This is a genomic window from Dyadobacter sp. 676 (genome assembly GCF_040448675.1).
In the GTDB taxonomy this organism is placed as follows: Bacteria; Bacteroidota; Bacteroidia; order Cytophagales; family Spirosomataceae; genus Dyadobacter.
In genome coordinates, this window is sequence record NZ_CP159289.1 from 5,483,117 (window position 1) to 5,501,323 (window position 18,207).

Annotated in this window: 12 protein-coding genes and 1 pseudogene; 3 read left to right on the forward strand and 10 right to left on the reverse strand. The window is 47.4% G+C overall.

The window, feature by feature from the left end; translation table 11 throughout:
* The first annotated feature begins 602 nt into the window (after positions 1 to 602).
* The 3 genes from ltrA (at position 603) to ABV298_RS24385 (ending at position 3,173) form a co-directional block, all read left to right on the forward strand.
* Entirely contained in the window at positions 603 to 2,093 is a 1,491-nt protein-coding gene (gene ltrA, locus ABV298_RS24375) for a group II intron reverse transcriptase/maturase (RefSeq protein ID WP_353718752.1), read from the forward strand.
* A 77-nt stretch (positions 2,094 to 2,170) separates the two neighbouring features.
* Positions 2,171 to 2,683 carry an IS3 family transposase gene (locus ABV298_RS24380; RefSeq protein WP_353718753.1) on the forward strand — a complete coding sequence of 171 codons (513 nt, stop codon included), beginning with the start codon at positions 2,171 to 2,173 and terminating at the stop codon, positions 2,681 to 2,683.
* Positions 2,684 to 2,777: 94 nt separating this feature from the next.
* Entirely contained in the window at positions 2,778 to 3,173 is a 396-nt protein-coding gene (locus ABV298_RS24385; RefSeq protein ID WP_353718754.1) for a hypothetical protein, read from the forward strand.
* Between the two features lie 150 nt (positions 3,174 to 3,323).
* Here ABV298_RS24385 and ABV298_RS24390 read toward each other — a convergent pair whose 3' ends face one another.
* The 10 genes and pseudogenes from ABV298_RS24390 to ABV298_RS24435 form a co-directional block, all read right to left on the reverse strand.
* Positions 3,324 to 4,556: a T9SS type A sorting domain-containing protein gene (locus ABV298_RS24390; RefSeq protein WP_353718755.1), complete on the reverse strand. Its 1,233-nt coding sequence runs from the start codon at positions 4,554 to 4,556 to the stop codon at positions 3,324 to 3,326.
* A gap of 2,016 nt (positions 4,557 to 6,572) precedes the next feature.
* Entirely contained in the window at positions 6,573 to 7,082 is a 510-nt protein-coding gene (locus ABV298_RS24395) for a T9SS type A sorting domain-containing protein (protein WP_353718756.1), read from the reverse strand.
* A gap of 1,259 nt (positions 7,083 to 8,341) precedes the next feature.
* Positions 8,342 to 8,620, reverse strand: a complete 279-nt coding sequence (locus tag ABV298_RS24400; protein WP_353723243.1) for a zinc-binding dehydrogenase — start codon at positions 8,618 to 8,620, stop codon at positions 8,342 to 8,344.
* Positions 8,556 to 9,281 (reverse strand): annotated as a pseudogene (locus ABV298_RS24405) (NADP-dependent oxidoreductase); the annotation flags it as partial. The gene ABV298_RS24400 and the pseudogene ABV298_RS24405, both read right to left, overlap by 65 nt.
* Positions 9,282 to 9,854: 573 nt before the next feature.
* A complete protein-coding gene (locus ABV298_RS24410; protein WP_353718757.1) occupies positions 9,855 to 10,646 on the reverse strand; it encodes an AraC family transcriptional regulator in 792 nt (263 codons plus the stop codon).
* Between the two features lie 37 nt (positions 10,647 to 10,683).
* Entirely contained in the window at positions 10,684 to 10,914 is a 231-nt protein-coding gene (locus tag ABV298_RS24415; protein ID WP_353718758.1) for a hypothetical protein, read from the reverse strand.
* Between the two features lie 16 nt (positions 10,915 to 10,930).
* Positions 10,931 to 11,464: a hypothetical protein gene (locus tag ABV298_RS24420; RefSeq protein WP_353718759.1), complete on the reverse strand. Its 534-nt coding sequence runs from the start codon at positions 11,462 to 11,464 to the stop codon at positions 10,931 to 10,933.
* 526 nt (positions 11,465 to 11,990) lie between these two features.
* The gene (locus tag ABV298_RS24425) at positions 11,991 to 14,354 is read right to left on the reverse strand and encodes a hypothetical protein (protein WP_353718760.1); all 2,364 of its coding nucleotides are present in this window, start codon (positions 14,352 to 14,354) and stop codon (positions 11,991 to 11,993) included.
* Between the two features lie 647 nt (positions 14,355 to 15,001).
* Positions 15,002 to 17,401, reverse strand: a complete 2,400-nt coding sequence (locus ABV298_RS24430) for a T9SS type A sorting domain-containing protein (protein ID WP_353718761.1) — start codon at positions 17,399 to 17,401, stop codon at positions 15,002 to 15,004.
* A gap of 47 nt (positions 17,402 to 17,448) precedes the next feature.
* Entirely contained in the window at positions 17,449 to 18,177 is a 729-nt protein-coding gene (locus ABV298_RS24435; protein WP_353718762.1) for a hypothetical protein, read from the reverse strand.
* Positions 18,178 to 18,207: the final 30 nt, after the last annotated feature.

The following is an 18,207-nucleotide window of genomic DNA, read 5'->3' on the forward strand; positions in this document are numbered from 1 at the left end:
GTCGGATATCAGTGCGCCACGAATGTGTGATGATAAAACATCATGCAGGCTGGTTTTTAACCGGCAGTTGTAATACTGCCCCATCGAACAAGGGAAGTTCGATTGGAAGGGGGCTGCGAAGTCTTACCATGTGCTGTTGGTAAGATGAAATGAGCAGAGCAGCCTTAACTGTACCGGAGGCAGTCCATTTATTGCCGGCCGGGCTACCGCAGAATCTATGATGAGACAACAAAGCATGCGTAGGAAGCTTCTGTATTTAGACGACCGACCTCCCGTAAGTGAATGGACTTGGAGGAATGTGGTGCGCTCAGTCGGTTTTGATGTTACCGATAGAGGAATGTTACATTCGGTGATGGGGTTTCTCCCTGGCCATCATCCCAAACCACCAGGAGTAGAGCATGCCATCTAAGGATTCGAAGGTTAAAAACTGGAACATGGGAACTCGTTCTTCTCCGCCTGTAAGGAACACAGGCTATCGGCAGCGACCCGGGAAGGAGAGGCATGAGGGCGGAGCCAGCATAGTAGTCAGAGATCGGGAAAGCCGGTTACAGGGCGAAGGCTGGCAGGGAATCGATACGCTTCTAAAGACGGGGAAGAAATCCATGGACTTGGATTACCAGGCAGATTATGCCTGGGTACTCAGCGTTCAAAGAAAGCTGTATCAGTGGAGTAAAACAAATCCGGAGGAGCCTTACCGAGAATTATGGAACTGGATTACTGATCTCCGTAATTTGAGATGTGCTTGGGTACGTGTGGCCAAAAACAAAGGCAAACGTACACCCGGTATTGATGGGAAAACCGTAGGTAGCATTACTAGGAACATGGGGATCAACTCTTTTTTAGTCAAGCTGCAAACTGGGCTTAAGGAAGGCACTTACCAACCAAGCCCGTGTCGTAGAAAACTGATCCCTAAGGCTGGTAAACCGGGAAAATTCCGCCCGCTTGGCATACCTACAATCGCAGACCGCGTCGTTCAAAGCGCGGTCAAACAAGTATTGGAACCACTTCTGGAAGCTAGATTTGAGCATGTTTCTTATGGATTCAGGCCAGGGAAGGGTTGTCATGGCGCATTAGAGCATATTCGCACAGCGATCAGGCCAAGGGGTAAGAATCCAGAAAATGGGAAACGGGATCAGATGCCTTATCAATGGGTTATCGAAGCCGATATTCAAGGGTGTTTCGATAATATCGATCATCACTTGCTCATGGAAAGGGTGCGAAAACACTCTTGTGACCGGAAAGTGAACCAACTACTTGTAAAGTTTTTGAAAGCAGGGATCTTGTCTGAAGAGCAATTTCTAAGAACTGAGACTGGTACTCCGCAAGGAGGTATCATCTCACCCTTACTTGCCAATATCGCACTCGGGATAGTCGAAGAGCGATACGAAAGATGGGTTAATCACAAATCCAAGCTTCGGCAAACGCGAAAGTGTGATGGAATTACAGCAGCTATGAGGTCACGGGCAACAGATCGAAAAGCCGGTCGAAACGTATTCTTCCCAATTCGATATGCTGATGATTTTGTAACACTGATTTCAGACTCTGAGTTGGAGGCCCAGCAGGAAAAAGCCGAGTTAGAAACCATACTGAAAACAGGGATGGGGCTAACTCTTTCTGCCGAGAAGACCAAGATCACACCGCTGACTCAAGGGTTCCAATTTCTGGGGCACCGGGTAAGCATGCGCTGGGATGAACGCTACGGATGGACACCGCGTATTGAGATACCGAAAGAAAAATTGGCTGATCTTAAATACAAGGTTAAATATTTGACCGGACGGTCTACAATTAAGTGGTCACTAAGCGAACTGCTGCAAAAACTTAATCCAATTCTCAGAGGATGGGCAAACTTCTATCACTACTGTACAGGCGCCAAGAAAATCCTGACCAGCCTTGACTGGTATACAAGAGATCGAGTCTGGCGGTGGTTAAGAAAGAAATATCCCAAAGCTAATGCCGAAATGATATTGGGACATCGTAAAGCAAGTAAGGCTCGGCCTACATGCAAAGTCTGGAGCACAGACGGGATAGAACTGTATCAAACAGGCTGGCTGAAGGTAATGCGGTACCGAAGAGGTTGGATGATCCCCCCCTGAATTCACCACGATTCCTGGAGAGCCGGATGCGTACCGAAAGACGCACGTCCGGTTCGGCGAGAAGACAAGCGAAACCAATGATTGAGAGATCAAACTGGCGCGCTTGTCTTACTCTACCTTACATGCCGTTAAAGACCGGAAAATGGGCGTATTTGTGCGTCTGGATGGATCTTTTCTCCCGCCAGATCGTCGGTTGGAAGATTGAGGAGCATATGCAGGAAAATCTTGTGAGAGAGCCATTGGAGAAAGCGCTGTTGAGGCGAGGAGTTAAACCAGGGCTAATGATTCATTCTGACCGGGGAGGTCAATATCTGTCACGCAGAATGAAACTGCTCGTAAAAACTTTCAAGTTGAAACAAAGTATGTCCCGCGCTGACGATCCCTATGATAACGCATGGGCAGAGTCTCTATGGAGTCGATTGAAGGCCGAATTGGAAATCCCGAAAGGAGGTTACAGTAATCTCGTGGCTTTGCGATCCATACTGTTTGAATACATTGACGGATATTACAATACGAGAAGGTTACATTCATCTTTGAACTACCGTAACCCCGCAGCTTTTGAGGCTGATTACTATCGAAAAACTGGTTGAAAAAGAAAAACTAAAATCAATTACTAACTAGCAAGAAGTGTAAACCAAAAAGGAACCACGTCAGTGGTGTTTTTACAAGCAGAACGGCGTCAGTATGTCAAGCTCTTATGATCTGAAAACCTGGAACTATGTAGGCCACACCGAATCAGGAGAGAACGTCTGTGTGCTAGTGGAAAATAATGAGTACATTCTGATGCATTCACCCAAAAACGGGATTGGCTTAAAGCGTTCTGCCGACTTAAAAACTTGGAAGGATTATGGGTCGTTGATTACACTCGGCCAAGGTGAATGGCCTTGGGCCAAAGGCCGGATCACGGCAGGCGCGGTTGTAAACCTCATGCATGTTCCTGAGTTTGGCAAATACGTTATGCTCTTTCACGGCTCGGGTCCGCTCACCGAGGAAGCGGGAGACTTCGACAAGAATGCATCGATAGGTATTGCATGGAGCGACGATTTGCTGAACTGGCAATGGCCAGGAAAACAACCCTGACTGATTCATGGATAATGAATATAGAGGTGAATCAGTGCTGAGATGGTGGGAGGGGCATGGATTACAAAAAACCGGCCCTGCATTAAGGGCCGGTTTTTATACTAGTTGGAGGTTTTAACTTGTTCCAAAATGGAACTATTTCGCAATGTTTTACTTCCCAATTACCACTTTGTGTGTGCTTTGTGTTCCGTCAACGAGGGTCACTTTCAGCAGGTAAATACCGTTGTGAATATGATTTACCTGAATACCTTCGGCTGAAACAGCACTTGTCTTGTAAACGGATCTTCCGTTCATATCCAGAATAGACACGTTCGAGATTTTCTTTATATCCACATCTTTCAGGTACAGTTTATCACTACCCGGATTAGGGTAAACCGAAACCTGGGATACCCCAACCAGATCCAAACTTTGAATGCGGCTATATGTAAACGTCAGATCTTTGTCGATCATTTTCAGGCGGTAGTAGTTCGATCCACCAGCAGGGGCCTCATCGGTAAAGTCATATGTCACCTGAATCTTGCTTTCTCCTGCTGCGACTCTTTGGCCCAGTACTTGCCATGTACGTGCATCAGCGCTGCGCTGGATCTCAAAACGGTCAGCATTGACCTCCTGGGTTGTCGACCAGCTTAGCTTTACGATACTGCCTTCTTTCACCGCATCAAAGCTCACCAGTGTCACAGGAAGCGGACTTGGCCAGCTGATCGTGTAAGGGGCGTTGTTTCCTAACTGGTTATCTGTATCCCGGAAGGTGTAGTTAAAGGTGGTAGAAGTGTAACCAGCACCCACCAGCTTAATGGCCAGGTTGTTGGCATCAAAGTTGGTGATGACCTGGTTAAGCGTCACCAGCACATTGTTGTAATACAATTCAGCTCCGTTCGTAGGCAGCTGGGTGATCACCACAGTGCTGGTCGTGGTTGTGCCGCCCAGAGCGCCGTCCTGTACGTCCGAACCGTTCACGGCAGCAGGATTGGTGCCTCCGTTCAACGTAATAATTGTTCCCGGCACAGGCTGTACAGACAAGGTGTCGCTGACCGGGTTAGCTACCGGTGGATCGCACGGACCGGTTAAGACTACATTGTCAATGAAAACCTCATCGGCCGAATCGTCGACATTGTTCACAGGCGTCGTACCAAATTGTAGTATGCCGGTGGCCGGCTGCCCCGGCGGCAACTGTAAGTTGACATCATAAAAGATCGGACTAGTCCCCACACCACCACCGTTAGTACTAGGAATGGTCGACGGGGTTGTCAGCACCGCTCCGTTCATTGCCACAAACGTACCTGTCGTCGTACTGAAGCTGCCATATTGTACGCCGTTATATGAAATAGAAATTAAAGCATCCTGGTTGTTCTGTGTAGTCCATGCCAGCGTAAAGTCAAGCACAGGGGCATTGCCTACGCCAGTTACACTTTGCGAGAGATAACGAGTCGGATTCCCAGGAAGGGTATACGCTGAGGCATAATTTTCAGGATCCCAAATTCGCCACTGAGGAAAATCTACAGTCCAGCCACTACTTCCCGTGAACGTACCGTTGGTTACAACGTTGGGGCCGCAAATCGGGGTGCAGCCAGTTGCATTTGCGATCGTGAAGCTGGTTGGGCCTGAACCACAACCTGATGCATTCCGCACAGAAACAGTATAATTACCCGGCGCTAAGTTTGTGAAGGTGGGTGAACTCTGGAAGGTAATATTCCCATCTATACTATAACTGAATCCTGGACCAGTAGGAGCTGATATGACGGCGCTACCAGTGGGCGTGTTGCAAGTGGGTTGACTAAGAATATTTACCGTGGGTCGAGGCGGACGTGTACTCACGGTGATAGTCCGTGTACCCGAAGTTGCGTTCCCGCAGGCATTCGTTACGCGAACAGTGTAGTTTGTTGTACCAGCTGTTGTTGTTGGCGGTGTGTAGGTGCTACTTATTGCGCCGCTGATTGCTGCGCCATTGGCCATCCATTGATAGGTGGCGCCAGTAGCCGTACCTGTGAAAGTCGCGGAAAGTGTAGTAGCTGCGGCGCCTGCACAATAGGTAGTGTTTGAGCCTGAGATTGTGACTGCCGACGGAGGTGTGCAGACTTGTGCAGATACTGAAGACACTGCCCCCAGCATGGCTAGCAGTAAAAATACAGAAGCCAGTAGCTGGGACCGAACCCAGGTACTGCCTGTAAAAGGGCTCCGCAGTTGTGTATAATAGTGTTTCATTTTTTTTATTGTTTGGTTATTAAAAAGATTGAGTACTGAGGTTTAATGTTACATTTTGTCTGTCTGGATTGGTGGATAATTCAATTGAATTAGGTATTTGAATTGATAATTTTCTTATGAGTAAATGGCCGTTTGAGTGTGAGTTTTACCCATGGGTAAGTCTTTGCCATAAAAGCTCCTTCATAATTTTCCGCCTGTGTTGGTGATGACGATACACCGCCCATTGTAGCATGCGTGATTGGGTTGAGGCCTGCTTACCTTTGCCCGCGCCTATAAGCCAATACACGCCACAGTACGCGCATAGCGGCACGATCAGATACCAGTGGGTTCGGTCCACCTTAAAATGAATGGATATAAAGAGATGATAACTAAGGGTCACTCGACGGTAACGAAACCGACACGCCATACCTACTGTCAAAGGTTAGCACCAAAAAGAAAATGCACTGATGATTTAACGCTTCTTTCATGCAAGCCATGGTTATTTAGAGTGAGGTATAATTAGCGCCGGACGTACTGATTATATGGGCTAAACCGCTACCAATCCAAATGGACGAAAGGTCTTTTCATCCCAGGTAAACAACTATCCGCGAGCATGGCTGGTGTTCTTGGCTCTAATTGGCGCCGATATAGCCAAATCGATAGCAATAAAAAACAATTAAAGGTCGTCGCCTTACCATATTTGCGCCTCTGGGCAATCACAAATAAAATGTTCAACCAACTACAACGAGACGACGAGCTACTAATAAATGGAGCGTAGCATTTTAATTATAGGCTAATAGATATTTAATACTTAAACAATAAGAAATGTACTAACATGGCCCAAATATAATCGTTCAGAAATCAAAAAGTATTGAACGTACCGGCTAACGTTCAAACTACTTTTGTGAACAATTATGTTTGTATAGAACTAAGTCGTATTAATCGCTTATCATGACTTAATTAAATCTTCTGGCTATACTTCAATCAGACTAGGACCCCCTTATATTAAAATTTTGAATTTAGTGTTTCATAAAAAATATGTTACATTAAATGGTATATTTAATTTTGTTAAATCGCTCCTGAAAAAGATATTTTGTAATATCAGTGTTATTCATCCAGCCGCAAAGCGCATTTATATGCCAAGCTATTTACCTAGGGATATAAATTGAAAAAGCCAAAGGCTTCGATTCGAAGCCTTTGAGTTACTTACTCGTCCTTCTATTTCGAACCTACCCAAATTCTTTGCGTATGGCGCTCGCCGTTAATGTAGTCGACATACAATAGATATAAGCCTGGCGAAAGCCGTCGGACGTCGAGAGGTTCGCTCAAGCGATTCGCCTGAATCACCAATCTACCATATATATCAAACACCACTGCCTTATGCATTTGCGACGAATTACGAATAAAAATTCGGCCAAGTGCTGGATTAGGATACGCGATTGATAGCTCAGTTCTACGGAATTCAAAATGATGTATTGCGCTATACGTAAAAGACCCGTCCTTATCGATCATTTTCAGACGGTAAAAATTTTCGGCTTCCATGGGAGCGAGATCAATAAACTCGTAATGCTGAACACTATTTCTTTCGCCTCGGGAGGCGACATTGCCGATTAGCAGCCAGTTCTTGCCATCTCGACTTCTTTGCACTTCAAAACGGTCACTATTTACTTCGTCAGATGTCGACCAACTAAGTAGACCGGTAGATTCATTAATCATGACTGGCCCCATTGCTGGAAGGCATCGTTTGAAAGACGGTAGCCACCAACGTCGAAAATGGCGCTAATGGCGTGGCGGGAAAGGGGATATTTTGCCGGCTTTGGGTAGTAATTGAGCCGGCTGAAAGGCCGCTGGCCCCGCCTAAAAATAGATGTCGCATTTACAACTGACGGTATTGCCACCCATTGCGTGCCATTCCGGCAGGCGATGGCCAGTTTATTCAGTTACCCATGATTAGGCTGGTAATGTCCCTTCCCGCGTCCCATGTCAGTGTTATCGAAATAGCATTCTCGCCACCAATATCCCAATACTCGACCGGCCCGACAGATGTTACAGCCCTTCGAACGAGCTGGTCGGATAAGGGCACGTGCTAGCACATCAACTCGTGTGACCCCTGGGACAATCGCAGAAACCTTGAAGAGCCAAGCCAATCATTTTAACTAACTACAACAAGTGGAAGCAGGAAACATTTTTCCTAGGCATTTTAATTATAGTGTTTGGAAAGTGCATGCCTTACCATCATCCAAATATATATACTCATAAAACAAAAAGTATTGAACATATCGGCTAGCATTCGAATTTTTTGACAAATGGCGCGACCTATCTCGTACAGGCATGGAATTAGTCGTACATATCAGTGATCCTTATTTTTGAACATTCCGGCTAGATTAGTTTGAGGCTCGATTTTTCTATGAAAACTTTTACCATACAACACTTCTATTTTAGCACATTCAAACAACCGTTGGCTGACGATTAAACTGTTCTAAGTTGCCAATAATGGCAGCATGGATTTCCCATGCCAACGCATGAGGTACGGATTGAGTTTTATCCGCAATTTTAAGCGGTACGGTAGCAAGCGCATTAAAGAACCCCCTGAAACAAAAGGGTATAAAAAAAAGGTCGTAGGAAAATTATTGAAATCAAGCAAAAAGAGGGTTTGAAAGCCATTCAACCGCCGAAATTCGTTCGGCAGCGGCCGACCGTCAAGAACGACAGATAGTAGGCATTGGAAATGGGTGTCCCCTAATCTTCTACTGGATCAACCCAAGCCAAGCAAACCTAACTGCGCGTGGGTTTCCGATAACCACGATATCGTCGAAGATAATGGAGCGAATTAGGGAATTAAGCTAACAAATCTAAGCGAGTAAATATGAATGAAGTCTAGTGGAAACAATTTACGAGTGACTAACCATCAGTCGAAGCATTGGCACATAAATGGAAAGTTTGGCGAGCATCGAGCACCTTCCACATTTAAAACGGGCATCTATTAATTAAGCTTCCGTAGTAAGGTCAAATACGATCTTACCAGCTAACTCCCGCATTTCCAGTTTCCGGTGGATGTCGGCGGCTTGTTCCAATCGGGCAGTGATGGGGGAAAGCGGAGTTATTTCGCCATGATCGACTAGTACCTGAATATGCTTCAGCATTTGCTGATTCGGGACTGTCTGGTAAAATACAGCTCTCGCACCGGTAGCAGTTGCAGCTTTCTGGTCCGGCTCCGCTACTGTTGACAGCAAAAGCCCCCCCTGTGTCGATAACCCTAAAGGCATCGTAGGCTGTCTGCCCGCCGATCAGGTCAAGTACAACTTCAATATCGCTTATCGGGGCTAAGAAATCGCGTTGCGTATAATCTATTACCATATCGGCGCCTATTTGCGCTAGTTTATCGGCAGATTCCGGCGTGCCGGTGGCGATTACATGCGCGCCCCGGATTTTCGCCAATTGCACAGCATACCAACCCACAGATCCGGATGCGCCAAGAATCAATACCTTTTGTCCCCGCCTGATATGCGCTAGTTTGAATAAACCAGTATATGCGGCTCCGGCGACCATAGGGATCGTAGCGGCTTGCAAGTGGTCGACTGACGTCGGCTTCAATGCAACTTCGCTCTCTTCTACCACCACATATTCTGCATATGCGCCTTGCTGCATAAAATTAAGCATGGCAAACACGTGATCACCTTGTCTGAAGCCCGTCACATTGGTCCCTGTTTTTACAATGACGCCACTGAGCTCCCATCCAAGGACGATCGGAAAACGTTTGGGTAAAAATCCCGTCATATAGCCGCTCCGTATCTTGATATCCACCGGATTTACTGCCGCTGCCATAACCTGAATCAGCACCTGCGTGCCGCTGGGCTTGGGTGGTTCTATGTCCCCAAATCTCATCCATTGAGCAGGCCCGTACTGGTCAACCATCATTGCTTTCATTGTTATAAGAGTCACAGTTTGATAGACACAAATGTAGTCGCGGTAATGTGGCAGGCCTAGAACAAGGCGGCTATGTTTGAGCAGGTAAGTGATAAATTTCCTGACCAGCAGAATAGCCTTTTTGTTCTATTCTGGCCTCATGACCATGCCTAATTTTACAGCCGTAGTTGGTCGTCAAAATACGGCAACCATGGTTGTAACTACGATGGAAGGGGAAGCTATACACACACTATGCCCATTAACAAGACATTGCGGAATTCAGTCGCTCAACGATTTGGGCACAGAAGTCGTCGAAATAATCAATATTTACCGATAATTGGTCGAAACATTGTCGAAGCGAAAACACGCGGTTACGCTGGATGTAGGCCACATCACCGCTGGCCAGCACTTGATACGTGGCATTCTGTCGGACGGAAGTGTTTTTGTCATTGATATCATCGAGCGTTAAAGGGGTTGCCGGCATTAATTTTTCATGGCGTAATAGTAATCAGACTTCCGGCAAGGCCGGAAGTCTGATTTGTTTCTGTGAAGTTTGTGCTTTATTGGCTTTTCTTGTTCGGAAGCCTATAAACGTCAGATCAGGATCCTGCTGTACAACATCAGGTCTTTGGGCACCATTCCAAATATCCGTTTGAAAACCCGATTGAAATGCGGCTGATCCGCAAACCCTGATTTCAAACATGCCTGGGTAAACTTGGACCTGTCCACTATCACCGCCCTAAGCGTTTCTTTGATCCTTCTCCAAAGCACATATTGTGAGAAGGGGGTGCCCATCTCTTCAACGAACAAATGCCGGGCACGCTCGGGGGACAAACACATCAGATCAGCAATTGCATCGAGCTCTAAGGTGCTGTCCAGGTTTTGATTGATATACTCTACCGCCCGAGCAATCCGGTCGTCCATCCGGCGGTCCGGATCACCTGTGGCAAAGAGCTTATCGAAAAACTCGTTTGCATAAGGGATTAGCTCTTCATTGAGAAGTGTGCCATAATTGCCGGGTAAAGCCCCGGAAATCTCCTCTTTTTCGAGTAATAGGCTGAGATCCACGAACGGCTGATCGTTCAGAATGGATTTGAGCTTCCAACCCCAGGTGCTTTCCGGCTCAATGAAACTGACGAGCACCGTCGCGCGGGGAGCCTCACAAGCATGGCTAACAGATTGGTTTACAATAAAACCATTAAGGTTTTTGTAGTCCTTGCCGTCAATCTGACAATTAAACGAGTGGTCTAGTGATGCCACCAATTTGTAACAATCGTGCGTGTGGACCATAACCTGATCGATCCATGAAACGAAGGTCAGATTGTAGTTGGAATGTTGACAGGGCTTACCCGTCACATTTTCGATTTCTGAGGTAAATGAATGCATAGTGTTGCCAATATTTTGCGTGTACATAATAAGGCTGTCACTGCACGTTACTACTGGTGCCTAGTAAAAATCTTCCCACGCGGTGCAGGGCGTAAGTGGCCCGCTTCGATCGGACAATCGGCATCTGATCGAGAAGTCGTTTGGCATCGGCGGTACCAGTCGCGTTGACAAAGAACACAGCAGGAGCCAGCGCCTTATAATTCTCGTGAGCCGATTCGTCGATGTAGGCTGTTTCAAGGCGGCCAATGTCAAAAAGCTGCTTGGTCATCGAGGCCTGCGCCGCCTTACCGGTCGTGTCCTGTCTGGAAGCTATTGGACATACTCCATGTGACGGCGAAGGTCTCGATATTGACAGCCGAATTTAACCGAGAAGTATTGTCGTTGCGGCCAAGAACGTTTTTGCCGACTTCACGAAGGGTGTAAGTCGCTAACTGATTTTTAACGAGGACCGTCGTATCGAGTGTAGCCCGGACATCATCTTCACTGGCTGCCTTGATGAAAAAAGCCACTAAGGCAAGCGGTTCGTTATTTTTGATGTCACCATTCTGCCGGTAGTACACGTTTTCGACGATGCCTTTCTTCCATAGCCCCATTAGTTGCTTTTGGGCGACTGGTATGCTTTGCATGGCTAGTTGCCGGTTCTGGGTCTTCCAGGAGGTCAGGACAAAAAAAGTTTTAGCTGGCGAGTGTGTTTCCGTCGGGCTGCTTGCCGACCCGGAGGCCGTTTCCTTACTTCCATCACTGTTGTTGTCATAGTAGTCGTTGCTTGCGCATGAGAACATGCACAAAATGCTAAGCATAATAAGAGACTTTTTCATAGATACAGTTGGACTAATTGTGCTCGTATTCGATATTATAGATGCTTATTACTCATAAAGTAAATTTGGTGAAAGTCGCATTTAATCCGCTCCTGAGCGGGACCTACGTGGGCTCATCTAACTAGTTATGCGAAACCCGTATTTAAATGGGAAAAAGCCACAGGCTTTCAAATTGAAGCCTGTGAGCTGACTACTTGTTCTTCTGTTTTCCTCAACAAAACCTCTTATGTTAAAACTCGCATTATCGTCGGCTTAAAAGCGCCAACATGAATAAAACGGCGCCTACTAGCCACTTTAGAATGTTTCGAAAATTCATAGTTGGTGCAGGAATTTAAAATCTGATACCCAAACTACAGCCACTTATTGTTGACTGTTTATCGCCTTATCTAGGGACCAAATAAAAGCATGGACCCCGGAAGCCAAGGCCCATGCCTGATGGTTTATCCCTATTTTATTGTCTTTTGCATTGCCGGCAGTCTAATGGGCTATCACAATTTTGACCGCGTTGATTGTCCCATCCGGCTTTTTAACCCGAACCACATAGGTGCCGGCCGCATACTTCTTCACGTCGATTCCCCCCGAATGGGAAGCTTGTCGACTTGTAAACGACTTTGCCATTTGCATCCACCAGGGCTACCTCCGAAAAAGAAGATGGATCGATATCGCTGAGCATTAAGATGTTTGAAGCCGGATTTGGATAGGCTGATAATGCTGCCGCTTTTACATTAACTACCTGAATATTGCTGAATGCGAAGGTCTCATCTAGATCAACCATTTTCAAACGGTAGTAATTGGTCCCATTCGAAGGCTTGGCATCAACATAGTCATAGGACCTTATGACTCTACTGCTACCTTCGGCCCTTACCATACCGATGGAAGACCAAGACTTTGCATCCGTACTACGCTGTATTTCAAAATGCCCTGCATTGACTTCTTCGGTTGTTTGCCATGTCAACAACGCGGTATTCCCTTCTCTTATGGCTCTAAAACCTTTTAGGGTCACTGGAAGTGGGCAACCAGCTGCGGCTGTGATGGTAACCTCGTCAAACTGCCCGGTACATGATACGCTCTCGGGCGGACCGGCCATTGTCCAGCGGAAAGTGTAAGTACCTGCCGGCGCATCGCCTGTGCCTGTAATTCTTGCACTGGGGTCGTTGACGTCGGTGAAACCCAAACTGTAGCTACCCGGCGGCTGGGAAACAATGGACCAGGTACCAACCATGGGTGCCCCGTAATTATTTCCCGCCAGGGCAAAGTTATTGATACATGGAACGGTTTGGTCAGTACCGGCATTGGCCCCCGTGTTGGCTACCACAGTGACAGTGAAGGTATCTGAAAAATTGCTGCCGGCACATTGATACAGCTTGTATAAGAGACTATTTTCATCTTGCGCTGGGGCAATTCGGAATGTATGCATGCCTACCGATAGGCCGTTTACGTTAAATCCAGTATAATAAGCATGGGCGAAAGGAGTAAGAGGTCCCTGAGATGAGATCCGCTCGATGTCCCATTGCCCTATATACAGGCCACCAGTTACGCCGCCAGTGAGTGTCCCGAGCTCCAGAGGAAGTACATTCTCATAAGTGTATGAAGCCGTCGGCGAGCCAGGGGCCGTGCAAACTGTAACATCGGGCACGTCAAAGTTGATCCATGTACCGCCTACAAAATAAAATTCATAAACCTGCGAGTTCTTGCAAACGCCATTTACATCCCCCCCACTGGCATATTCGAAATACATTCTGTAACGTCCGGCTTGCCAACCACTGGCTGGTCTGGCAAAAGTTACGGTCCGCGTATTTGTTCCACTGCCAGCAATGGAAGTTACAGGTGTTCCACTACCCGAGGGTGTCTCCAGCCAGCCGACCCAGCTGTCATTTGTGATTAACGTTGGATCCGTAAAATCAAAGGTGGCATTAACAGTAGCCGGATTTTCACTCAAACAAAACATTTGTGACGCTGGGCCGGTGACTGCCCCACCCGGTGGTATTGTCCCGCCAATTTTGGTAACGGTCACATCAAAGGATTTCGTGCCGCAAGCGCCTAAATTTATGGTGAAGCGGAAAGTGTATGTGCCGGCGGTTGTAAAACCAGCTACGCTTCTGCTGATAAGGCCCGTGTAGGTTAGGCCTGGCCCACTGTATCCGGCAGGATAAACAATATTCGAAAGTGATATAAGTCCTGTGTTAGAGTAGTTGCACCCAGTGGGAAGGGGAGTCATGGTAAAAGATGATCCACAGCCGTTGATTGTATAATTAGTTTCTAGTTCAATATCCGCAGCACTTTGTTGCCAAAACGCGGCTGAGAAATAATCATAGGTGCAGCCATTCGGCGACTTAATTGTCCAGGTGAGACTAACTTGATGGCCACATTTAAATTGCTCTGGGTTATTTAATGTTATGGTAGCGGCACTGGCACTTGTAGGAGTGATAGTAACCTCACTACTCGAAGTTGTCCACTCACCCGTATAACCCGCCGGAAGGAAGCCAGTAATAGTTATAGTTGAAGTACTTCCACAAGCCGAAAAAGTTGGCAGTCGTTGGTTCGGTGGCGGATATGCAGTCACCGTAACTTCATCGGTCGCCACGCCGGTGCCGCAGGCTTGGGTTATTCGAAAGACGTAGGTTCCACCCACATTCATTCCTGTAACGTCTGGCGTTAGCGCGTTAGCATCGCTAAAAGTCGCGTTGGCGCCAGCTGGCTGCGAAACAACGGTCCAGACCGGATTGGCTGTGAATGATCCGTTTCGGTTGGCATCATTCAAACTAACATTCGCTGTACAAACGCTTTTGTCTGTACCGGCATTGATCGTACAGTTTTGAGCAAAGATTCGAGGGGTTGCTACTGACAATATCGTCACTAGCAACACTTTGAAAAAGATAGATTTTGTCATATTGGTTTTAAAATGCAGTGTGATGAGTAGGTAATAGAATTCAATGAGATTTACCGGTATCGGCTATACGCCATCTAATAATTGCTTCGCGCTTAGGTCGGCCACTGGTTACAATGACTGGCAAGTCACGCAAAGCGGATTAAACGTTTAGCAAATTGATAACGGTATCTAAGAAACGTTGCAAATCGTAGCACGGCACTGTGAAAACATTTCAATGCCATTTCATTATATACTGGCTGGAATTCGCTTGCCGCCGGAGAAGGCTGGTGGAACATATCTGGCGGCACGCGCTGTCGCACTTTTGCAGACTTGGCTCAGGTCACCGTTCGCGCGAACAAGTTATCGGCCAATACCTGCCGGTTAATCGCCCTGAAGGCATCGAATCAAAGGTTTGCGGGCAGCTGGCCAGTCTGGAACTGCAAACCGATTCATGGGTAGTTATTTATTCATAGGCTTTTTTTTAGCATTGATGTACATAACCTTACCAGCATCCAAATTTAAAAGGGTTGAAGACAATAAATATTGAACGGATCGGCTAAGGTTAAAATCTCAGGCTCGCAACAAGAAAATTAAAAAGCACGGACTCCGGAAGCCAAAGCCCATGCCTGATTCATATTCCTTATTCTAAATTCTATCCATTTTGCTTACTATGGGGCAATGACGACCTTAGCGCTGCTGCCTGTTCCGTCCGTGTTGCGGATCTGGACCACATAAGTGCCCGGCAGATATTTTTTCACGTCAATGCCCGCCACTGGTACGCTTGAAGATTCATAGACGATGTTGCCGTTTATATCCAGCAATAAAACCGCCGAAAAACTGCCAGGATCAAGGTCTGTCAATGTCAGCACATCGGATACCGGATTTGGATATACAGACAATGTTCTGCCCTCGAATGCGACCGATTGAATGCTGCTGTATGCGAAGGTTTGATCCAGGTCGACCATTTTCAGGCGATAGTAATTGGTTCCTTTCAATGGCGCGGGATCGATATATTCGTATTTATGCAGCACTGTGCTATTTCCATCGGCTTTCACCTTGCCGATTTCTGACCAGGCTTTGCCATCCGGGCTACGCTGGACTTCGAAATACCCTGCATTCACTTCCTCGGTTGTCACCCAGCTCAACTGCGCCGTATTGCCTTCCCTGACAGCTGAGAAACTGGCAAGTGTCACCGGAAACACGCAGCCTCCGGTCGCGGTAATTGTCACATCATCTGTATATACACCACATTCGCTACCGGCTGGTCCCTGCACTGTCCAACGGAATGTGTAACTACCCGCCGGCGCACCACCTGTGCCTGTCACGACAGCACTCGGATCATGGATATCGCTGAAACCCAGGGTGTAATTTCCGGGAGGAGAAGACACAACAGACCAGGTCCCCACCATCGGAGCGGCATAGACGTTTCCTGCAAGCGACTGATTGTCTATGCAGGAGACGGTGTTATCGGTACCTGCCGTGGCACCTGAGTTGGCGACAACCGTTATAGAAAAAGTGTCCGAAAAATTGCTGCCGGCACACTGATACATCCTGTATAAGAGACTATTAGTAATTGATGCAGGAACAATTCTAAATGTGTGGACGCCCACACTTAAATTGCTGAAATTAATTAAAGGGAGATCAGCTGAGGGGTTTCTAAAAATTCCAGAGTCTGCGCCAATGCCTCTGATGTTCCAATTACCTGGCGACATGGTCAAAGGACCGAGTCCTGCCAGTACGTTAGGAACGGTGTTTATGGGATAAGCATAGGAAGCTATTGGAGAGCCCGGCTGTGTGCATATTGTTACATCCGGCACGTCGAAGTTGGTCCAGGTGGCGGGCATCATAAAAAAACGGAAATCCACCTCCCCCTTACACGTTCCGTTGACATCATCCGCGTTCGCATATCCAAGACGCACCAAGTATTGCCCTGCCTTCCAGCCACCAGCAGGACGGTTGATTGTGATCGGGCGCGTGGAGGTGCCGGCTCCTGAAATGGAAATGGTCGGCGTTCCGCTTCCACTTGGAAGCATTATCCAGTTGCTCCAATTACTGTTCATCAATAAAGTGGGGTCACTTAAAGTGAATGCACTTGTTATGGTCGCGGGGTCTGAATTTAAACAGATAATAGGCTCCCCGCCCGAGACCGTTACGCCACCCACAGGAGCCGTTCCGCCCGTTTTAGTTACAGTCATGTCAAAACTTTTGGAACCGCAGCTTCCCACGTCAATGGTAAAGCGGAAAGTATATGTGCCTGCCGTAGTAAAACCTGCAATAAGTTTGCCGCCGTTAAACCCTGCCCGCAACCCAGGACCACTGTACCCTGCGGGATAGACGACGTTAGAAATGGTTTCAGTAGTTCCGCTCCCATAAAAGCAACTGCCGTCGACGTACGGTATAAACGCAACTGATTGACAGTCTGGCACTGAAAGCGTGGTCTGCAACTCTATATCGGCAGCACTAGGCAGCCAACTGACATTTGCGAACGCCGTCCTCGTGCAGCCGTTCGGAGAGGTAACTGTCCAGGTAAGACTCGTTTGACGACCACATCTGTAGGCAGTCGGATCAGCTAAAGTAACATTCGCCGTATTTGGACCAGTTGGCGTTATGATTACTTCGCTTGGGCCCGACCATTGTCCGGTGAAACCCGAAGGCAGTGGGCCTGTGACGTTCAACGTTGATGAGCTGCCGCACGCAGATACCGGCTGAATACTGGGGAAAAATGGGGCAAAATAAGTCGTAACCGCCACATCATCGCTGACGACCCCATTTCCACAAGCCTGGGTTATCCGAAACACAAAAGTACCGTTACCGTTCATATTAACAGTTGGTGTCAAGGAATTGGCATTGCTAAAAGCGGCGGTGCCGCCAGCAGGCGCCGAAACAACGGTCCACGTCGGGTCTTCGCTGAATACGCCGTTTCTATTCGCGTCGCTTAGGCTGACGGTGGTCGTACAAATGCTTTTGTCTGCTCCGGCATTGACCGTACAGTTTTGAGCAAAACTCTGGATTGCTGCCAGCATCAATAATGAGACCGACAGTAAAGTAGAGAGGATAAATCTTTGCATAGATGTTAAAAAATGAAGTGTGATTGATTCAATGAAACAGTTATAAATCAGTCAGCAATTTTATAGCCGTAGAAGGACGAGACAACCACGCCAAAGCTCGGACCGGTTGTAGACGTTCCGGCAGCTTTCAGGGTAACCACGTCGCCGGCATTCAAGTGAATTACATTTGATACACTGGCAGACAGTACGGGTTCGGCGTTTGCAACCGAGTTAAGGGAGCATCCCTGCGCAAATGGCGTTGTTCCTTTGTAGAGGCGTAAGCAAGAAGCTACAAACCCAGGAGTGCCTGGTAAGCTGGTATTATCGAACTGAGTGGATCCGAACATAATGTAATAGCCCGAAGAAGGAGCTGTGAATTCTCCGGACGCGGGGTTAAATGCGTTGGCCGCATCTGAATTCTCACCTTGGAAAATGACAGTAGTATAAGTCGCTGGCCCATTACTGGAAGGCATTGTTTGAAACACGGTGGTCATCAACGTCGAAAATGGCGCTAGTGACGTGGCGGGAAACGTGATATTTTGCCAGCTTCCACCGCCGACGGCATCGGAGGTAAAGACTTTGCCCGAGCCTTCGGTTCCATCCTGGATCGTAACTTGTCCGGTTGTTTTGTCGACCTTCATTTTACGGCTGGGCGTAGAGGCCTCCACTTCCAGGTTAGAATTGGGCTCGATCACCGTCGGATTACTGCCGATTTTAACTTGCGCGAAGCTTGAACTGCATACAATGCCAAAGACAGCGCTGAAGAGCAGTTTTTGAAACACAGCTGATGTTTTCATTTGACTCAATTGTTAAATCGTAAAAGAAGT